At 60.6% G+C, this 6,490-nt stretch carries 7 protein-coding genes and 3 tRNA genes; 2 read left to right on the top strand and 8 right to left on the bottom strand.

The window, feature by feature from the left end; genetic code table 11:
- The 3 genes from VKF82_08000 to VKF82_07990 all read right to left on the bottom strand — a co-directional run.
- Nucleotides 1–209: hypothetical protein (locus tag VKF82_08000; GenBank protein ID HME82002.1), on the bottom strand; the 209-nt coding region annotated here is incomplete at its 3' end.
- A gap of 54 nt (nucleotides 210–263) precedes the next feature.
- Nucleotides 264–336, bottom strand: a tRNA-Val gene (locus VKF82_07995).
- A gap of 42 nt (nucleotides 337–378) precedes the next feature.
- Nucleotides 379–1,056 (bottom strand): hypothetical protein, encoded by a 678-nt coding sequence (locus tag VKF82_07990; protein ID HME82001.1) that lies wholly within the window; start codon nucleotides 1,054–1,056, stop codon nucleotides 379–381.
- Between the two features lie 562 nt (nucleotides 1,057–1,618).
- Here VKF82_07990 and VKF82_07985 point away from each other — a divergent pair.
- Nucleotides 1,619–3,088 (top strand): pepsin/retropepsin-like aspartic protease family protein, encoded by a 1,470-nt coding sequence (locus VKF82_07985; GenBank protein HME82000.1) that lies wholly within the window; start codon nucleotides 1,619–1,621, stop codon nucleotides 3,086–3,088.
- 159 nt (nucleotides 3,089–3,247) lie between these two features.
- On the opposite strand, the gene VKF82_07980 is transcribed toward VKF82_07985, so the two are convergent.
- The 5 genes from VKF82_07980 to ndk form a co-directional block, all read right to left on the bottom strand.
- Complete coding sequence (locus VKF82_07980; protein HME81999.1) at nucleotides 3,248–3,688, bottom strand: hypothetical protein; 441 nt, start codon at nucleotides 3,686–3,688, stop codon at nucleotides 3,248–3,250.
- A gap of 153 nt (nucleotides 3,689–3,841) precedes the next feature.
- Nucleotides 3,842–3,914, bottom strand: a tRNA-Glu gene (locus VKF82_07975).
- Nucleotides 3,915–3,949: 35 nt separating this feature from the next.
- Nucleotides 3,950–4,022, bottom strand: a tRNA-Ile gene (locus tag VKF82_07970).
- A gap of 48 nt (nucleotides 4,023–4,070) precedes the next feature.
- Nucleotides 4,071–5,354: a phosphopyruvate hydratase gene (eno, locus tag VKF82_07965; protein ID HME81998.1), complete on the bottom strand. Its 1,284-nt coding sequence runs from the start codon at nucleotides 5,352–5,354 to the stop codon at nucleotides 4,071–4,073.
- Between the two features lie 11 nt (nucleotides 5,355–5,365).
- Entirely contained in the window at nucleotides 5,366–5,815 is a 450-nt protein-coding gene (ndk, locus tag VKF82_07960) for a nucleoside-diphosphate kinase (GenBank protein ID HME81997.1), read from the bottom strand.
- A gap of 94 nt (nucleotides 5,816–5,909) precedes the next feature.
- Between ndk and VKF82_07955 the strand changes: the two genes are divergently transcribed.
- Nucleotides 5,910–6,490 (top strand): biotin--[acetyl-CoA-carboxylase] ligase (locus tag VKF82_07955; GenBank protein ID HME81996.1); only part of this gene is annotated, 581 nt, incomplete at its 3' end.

Here is a 6,490-nt window from a genome sequence, read left to right as displayed (position 1 = left end):
TGCCAGCCGACCTGCTGACCCCCATCCATATAAGGCTCGACTTTGGAGACCTGGACGCGCCAGACCCCATTGAACACCCACTGGTTCATGCAGCCCGCGGTTGTGTCTCCGGTACTCGTGCCGGCGGCGAGCGTGCGCACTGCGGCCGCGACGAAAAGAACGACGACAGCCAGCGCGACGATCATCGGCGAAGAGGCGAAGCGACGCATCAGCAACCTCCTGGTGAGCCAGCAACGGGACTGTAACATCCCGTGAAATCAGTTTGGGCGGAACAGGGCTCGAACCTGTGACCCCCTCCTTGTAAGGGAGGTGCTCTACCAACTGAGCTATTCGCCCCTGTAACCGCTTGAAATCAAGGACGCCTTGAAAGGGATGCGTTCAATGATTTCTCCAGGGAAGCCAAAGGAGCAGCGTTGCCGCGGCAAGACTTATCCTGCTGGGAGCATTCTGGCCTGGCAATGCCCAGTCGGAGTGGTCAAGAACCGTCTCCCAGTACGCCCGTGCGGCTCTTAGGTCGCCCGCTTGATATTTTACACCGGCGAGGAAGAAATTCGAATCCTGAAGCGTTGGGTCTTTGTTCCAAGCGCTCTCAAGCTCGCGCATTGCCGTTGGGAAGTTCCCCGCGCCAGCGGCTGCTAGACCGTCGTGAATCAGCGGCGCAACACCAAGGTCCGTGTAAGTCACGCTCATATCGCTTCCGACGGAACCGCCGGCACCGAACTCGGCCGTAAAATAGGCCCGGTAAGCATCGCGAAATGAGCGCGTCTCCAGAAGCTTGTCGCCCTCGCAGTATCGTTCTTCGCCAAATCCAGCGCCTGCCGCCAGTTGGATGGCCTGGCGCCACTCGTTAGCCGCCTTCACAGTTTGGCCGAGCCGGTCATAATCGGCCCCTAAACGGAGCTGCTGTTCCACATTTGTTGGGAAGATAGAAAGTCCAGCTTCGTACTGCTTGATGGCAGCCGCGAAATCACCCTGATTGTCGATCGCTTTGGCCTTTTCGAAGAGTGGATAGCTCTTCGACCACAAGGCATTATTCCAGATGGCCTCGGTCGACATGCTGGGCTGGACCCCGCAAAACTCAGAAGGAGCCAAACCCGCGTTCGCTTCCGGCACACGGAAGGTCCCTAAAGCAAGTAGAGTGGCCGCCCCTAAAGTAGCGCCGACCAACGTCGACCCAGCATTCGCTCGTGACGAGCCTTCAATCCTCATTCCGAAGTTACGTATCTTCCTACTATCCCGTTCCGGCTTCGGAAGATTCGGTTCGTCAGCGAGCGTTGCCTTGGCGCTGGCATTACCCGTAAGGAGGAGTCATGGTTGTTCGAATCTACCTGACGCTCGCGTTGACAGCTATAGTTGCGAGCTCGCTTGGCTGTTCGGCCTCGAACCCTGGTGCTTCGTTAGAGAACGGTGCAGTGAAGCGTTCAATTTTCAAGCGCGACATCGGGTGAGTTGGCGAGATGCGGGCATGGCTTCTTCTTAGATCCTCCGGTTTGAACCTATGAGGCGCCCCCCGGACAGAGCGAGCAACCCCCGCGAGGGTGTCGTCCGTGCGGCATCCAATTGGCCGGACGTGCGCGCATACCGTTCGGGTGCTTGTTTTGCACTTATCGCGTGCCTGATGACATGCTCGACTGCGCGCGCCGCTGACGTCGACCCACTCGCCATCTTCGCCAAGCACACCGCGGCTGTCGGCTACTCGCTGTCAGACGGACGCGCGAAGCCGTATATGCTCGAGAGCGCTTCGATTGACCGGGATACGGGCAAGACCAATGTCAACCATCACGAGCAGGCTGGGGCATATTTCCGGAATACCTACACGCGCAACGGACGAAGCAGCGGCTGGGGCTTTGACGGCCACGGCTTTTGGATCCAGAACCGAAATGGCAACGTGCTCTACGAGCTCGGCCTTGGGCTCCAGTACGACATCGCGTGGGCGGTCATCGGCGCTGAAAGCTTCGGGCCTGAGCTTTCGCCCGAGATGATGAGCGCCACTGCGAACGACTACGTGGTGCGCATCCACCCGGCAAGCGCGATGCCGGCGGACGTCTACTTCAACAAGAGCACCTATCTCATCGACCGGGCAGTCGTCAACCCTGCCGGCGTTCCCGAGACCGTGGACTATGGCGATTACCGGCGCAACGGTCCGGTGATGGTTGCGATGACGGTGACCTCCGGCGAGACCGTCTCGAAGGTGACTAAATTCGAATGGGATGCACCGCTGCCGGCCGCAGATTTCGATGTGCCGGCGCGACGCTCGTATGCGAGCTTTCCGCCGACTGGCTCGAGTGCGGTTCCGTTCGACGATAAGCGGGATTCGATCGCGTTCGACGCGACCGTCAACGGCGTCAAGGGCCACTTCGTCCTGGACACCGGCGCGGACGGCGTCTACCTCACGCCGGCCTTCGCAGCCAAAGCGCATCTAACACCCTTAGACACAACTTCAGGAATCAGCGTCGGCGGCCAATTCGGGCTCGCGGCAACTCGCATCGAGCATTTCAAGATCGGCGACGTCGAGCTCTCGGATTTCTACGCGTGGATCGGTTCCAAGGGCGACGTTGACGGCTATGTCGGCTACGACGTTCTGGCCCAGGTCGTCTGCGATGTGGATTTCGACAAGAAACAGCTCACGCTCACGAATCCCGCGGTCTATGCGGGCGATCCCAAACGCGGCGCGCTGGTCGTGGCCCTCGACAATTTTACGCCTGAGATCCAAGCCCTCGTGAATACCAAGCGGCAAGTATTCATGACGCTCGACACCGGTGATGGATCGTCGATGACGTTCTTCCGGACGTTCGTCGACCAGAACCCAGGCATCGTGGCGCGCGGTGCCGAGGCCCGCTTCGTGGGCGCCGGCGGTGAGACGCAAAGCGGTTATATCGGCACGCTCGATGAGATCGACATCGGACCGTACAAGTTCTTCGGGCTCGAAGCGGACGTGCTGGGCGGGTTCAGCGGTCTTGCCACGTCGCGCCTGCGGCAAGGATTGATCGGCTATCAGATGCTGCGGCGTTTCGATCTGACGTTCGACTACGCCGAGAACAAAGTCTATCTGGGCCTTAGCAAATACGGAAACGAGACCAAGTTCTAACAGAAACCGCGCGGATGCGTTGCATCTGCGCGGTCTCACATGGTACCCCCAAGGGAATTCGAATCCCTGTCGCCGCCTTGAAAGGGCTCGGCGGCCTTATGGATAGGCTACTCCAACGTAATCCCACCCTATGCGGTAGGGTGGGGGATTTGCGGTGGCTCATAGACCGGAGCCCGGAGGATGCGAATGCCAGAATTCCGCAATTTTGTCGCAAGAGACCGTTGCGTGGTCAGATACACAGTCAAGTAGCTCGCTTATAGGGACTCGCGTCTCAAGGTCTGGGTATTTCGCATAGAAGGCGTCAATCGCTCCAACATACACGGCTGGCTTCTGCGCGAACTGGGGCTGAGTTGGTTGAGGAAGCATCGCGCCCTTGATAAGTGGCCGCATGGTATCGAGTGTCATTGACCGACCATCTTGAAAACCCGAATTATAGCCGACCAAGACGCCAACAACGAAGCGTTCTTTTTCCGTCGCTGTTAGTTGCTTCCAGTACGCACCGTTAATGTACAGCGTTTCAAGGGCCGAGGCAGGAGGTACCGATATCACAACCATTGCTCCAAATGCAGCAACAATGAGGATGGCAAACCTTCTGTTCATGGCTAATGTCTCCTCAACTAGTCAAGAGTCTACATCCGATTTCATCGCAGAAAATTGGAAGAAAGGTGAGCGTTCAATTGCTAACAGTGGCGGAAGAAAAATGCTTAGGCCGAAGCGTCTAAGAAAACGCTCCGGCCTTTTGTTTATAAGTTTTACCCCCAAGGGAATTCGAATCCCTGTCGCCGCCTTGAAAGGGCGGTGTCCTAGGCCTCTAGACGATGGGGGCGCGAGGCTCGGTCGAGTAAACTCGACCGCTCCATATGGGCCCGGCAGGACTTGAACCTGCGACCAACCGGTTATGAGCCGGCCGCTCTAACCACTGAGCTACAGGCCCAGACCGCCAAGCGCACCCCCATAGTATATAGAAGCGAGTCGTGACGCGTCAAGGCGCGAATATCGCTTTGCCCGGATAGACGGCCGCGCTCCCGAGCGCTTCTTCGATCGCCATAAGCCGGTTGTATTTCTCGACCCGGTCGCTGCGCGACAGCGAGCCCGTCTTGATCTGGCCCGCGTTGAGCGCGACCGCGATGTCGGCGATCGTCGTGTCGCCGGTCTCGCCCGAGCGGTGCGAGATGACCGTGCCGTAGCTCGCCCGCTGTGCCGTGTGCACGCAGTTGATCGTCTCGGTCAACGAGCCGATCTGATTGACTTTCACGAGTATCGCGTTTGCGACGTGCTCCTTGATGCCGCGCTTGAGGAACTTCACGTTGGTGACGAAGAGGTCGTCGCCGACCAGTTGGACGCGATCGCCCAGCGCTCTCGTCAACTCGCGCCAACCGGCCCAATCGTCCTCGCCCAAGCCATCCTCGATGCTGACGATCGGGAATGCTTTGCACAGCTTCTCGTAGAGCGCGACCATCTTCGAGGACGAGAGCGGCTTGGCGCCCTGTTCGGCCCGGTACGTGTCGCCTTCTTTGAACTCGCTCGCGGCTGGATCGAGCGCGATACTGACGTCTTTACCCGCCTTGTAGCCGGCTGCGGTAATCGCATCCACGATCAGGCCGAGCGCCTCGTCGATGTGGCGCAGCGGAGGCGCGTAGCCGCCCTCGTCGCCGACGAGCGTCTGGAGCTTCTTCTTGTGCAGCAGTTTGCCGAGCTCGTGGAACACCTCGGCGCCGTAGCGCACTGCTTCTGCGAACGTGGGCGCGCCGGCCGGCACGATCATGCATTCCTGGAATTGCAGCGCGCCTTGCGCGTGCTTGCCGCCGTTGATCACGTTCATCATCGGCACCGGCATGGTCATCGCTTGCACGCCGCCGAGATAACGGTATAAAGGCTGTTCGAGCGACGCCGCAGCCGCATGCGCGCACGCAAGAGAAACGCCGAGGATCGCGTTGGCACCCAGTTTGCTCTTGTTGGGCGTGCCATCCATGGCGAGCATGGCGCCGTCGATCGCCGCCTGGTCGAGTACGCTGCGGCCGCGCAAGCGCTCTGCGATCGTTTCGTTGACGTGTTTGACCGCTTTGAGCACGCCCTTCCCGCCGTACCGGCGCTTGTCGCCGTCGCGCAGTTCCACGGCCTCGTGCGTGCCGGTCGACGCACCTGAGGGCACCGATGCCTCGCCGACCGCTCCGTAGCTGGTCGTCACGCTCACCGCGATCGTCGGATTGCCGCGCGAGTCGAGGATCTCGCGAGCATGGATCTCCTCGATGAGCGGCGCGTTGATGTCCACGTCGCTCACTCCACGATCCAACGTGTCAGCGAGCGGCCGTACGAGCGCAGTTCGGCAGTGCGGAAGAACAGTTTGATCTCGCGCTTCGCGGCGCGCGGGCCATCCGAACCGTGCACCAGATTGCGCCCAACCGTCGCGCCGAAATCGCCGCGAATGGAACCGGGAGTCGCAGCAAGAGGATCGGTCGCGCCGATGGTGGCGCGGCACAGATCGATCGCCTTCGGACCTTCGACGACCATCGCCACGATCGGACAGCTCGTGATGTAGTCCACCAAGCTCTTGAAGAACGGCTTGCCGACGTGTTCCTTATAATGCGTCTTGGCGAGCGCATGCGAGACGCTGACGAACTTGAGCCCGACGATCTGCAAGCCGCGCCGTTCGAAGCGGCCGATGATCTCTCCGATCAGGCCGCGCTGCACGCCGTCAGGTTTGACGAGGATGAGGGTTCGTTCCACCAATTTCACTACTCCGTAGCCAAGCTTCTAGCAGATTCGGACGTTTGCCCCGGGCGGGGGGTTGTCCTAGCCTATGTACGAACGCTCATCGCCCATGGCACGCGAAATGGAAGGCGAATTTCAGCCGATCGACCCCGCAGGGCTCACCTCCGGGTTGGCGGGTTGCACGCATTTCCGACGCGTGCGCTATGAGGACTCGGTCGAATCGACCAACGCCATCGCGCTCTCGATGCTCGATGACGATCAGGCTTTCGGCACGACGGTCATCGCCGAGCTGCAGACGATCGGACGCGGACGAGCGGGCCGCATATGGGATTCGCCGCGCAGCGCCGGCCTGCTCATGTCGACCATCATCCCGATCGAGCTGGCGCATCAGGCGCTACCGGCGCTCGGGTATTGGGCGAGCCTATGCGCGGCTGACGCGGTGATCGAAGCATGCGGCGTGTGGCCTACGCTCAAGTGGCCCAACGATCTGATGCTAGGCGCCGCCAAGGTCGCGGGCCTGCTCGTCGAGGGCCGTACGCTTGGCCAGTTCACGCGCGCGGTGATCGGCCTCGGCATCAACGCCAACCGGCCTGCGCAGACACCACCCGACCTTGAAGGCGTGGCGGGCTGGCTTTCCGATGCGGCCGTCGGGCCGGTCGATCGAACAGCGCTCGCGCTTGCGGTGCTGCG

This window comes from Candidatus Eremiobacteraceae bacterium, from assembly GCA_035314825.1.
GTDB lineage: Bacteria > Vulcanimicrobiota > Vulcanimicrobiia > Eremiobacterales > Eremiobacteraceae > JAFAHD01.
Note: the sequence above shows the minus strand (reverse complement) of the source record. Positions and strands in the feature narration are given on the sequence as shown.

What these genes read in the sequence shown, in the direction of transcription:
- VKF82_07990 (HME82001.1), bottom strand. Translation starts at nt 1,056, where the DNA reads ATGTCGACCGAGGCCATCTGGAATAATGCCTTGTGGTCGAAGAGCTAT.
- VKF82_07985 (HME82000.1), top strand. Translation starts at nt 1,619, where the DNA reads ATGACATGCTCGACTGCGCGCGCCGCTGACGTCGACCCACTCGCCATC.
- VKF82_07980 (HME81999.1), bottom strand. Translation starts at nt 3,688, where the DNA reads ATGAACAGAAGGTTTGCCATCCTCATTGTTGCTGCATTTGGAGCAATG.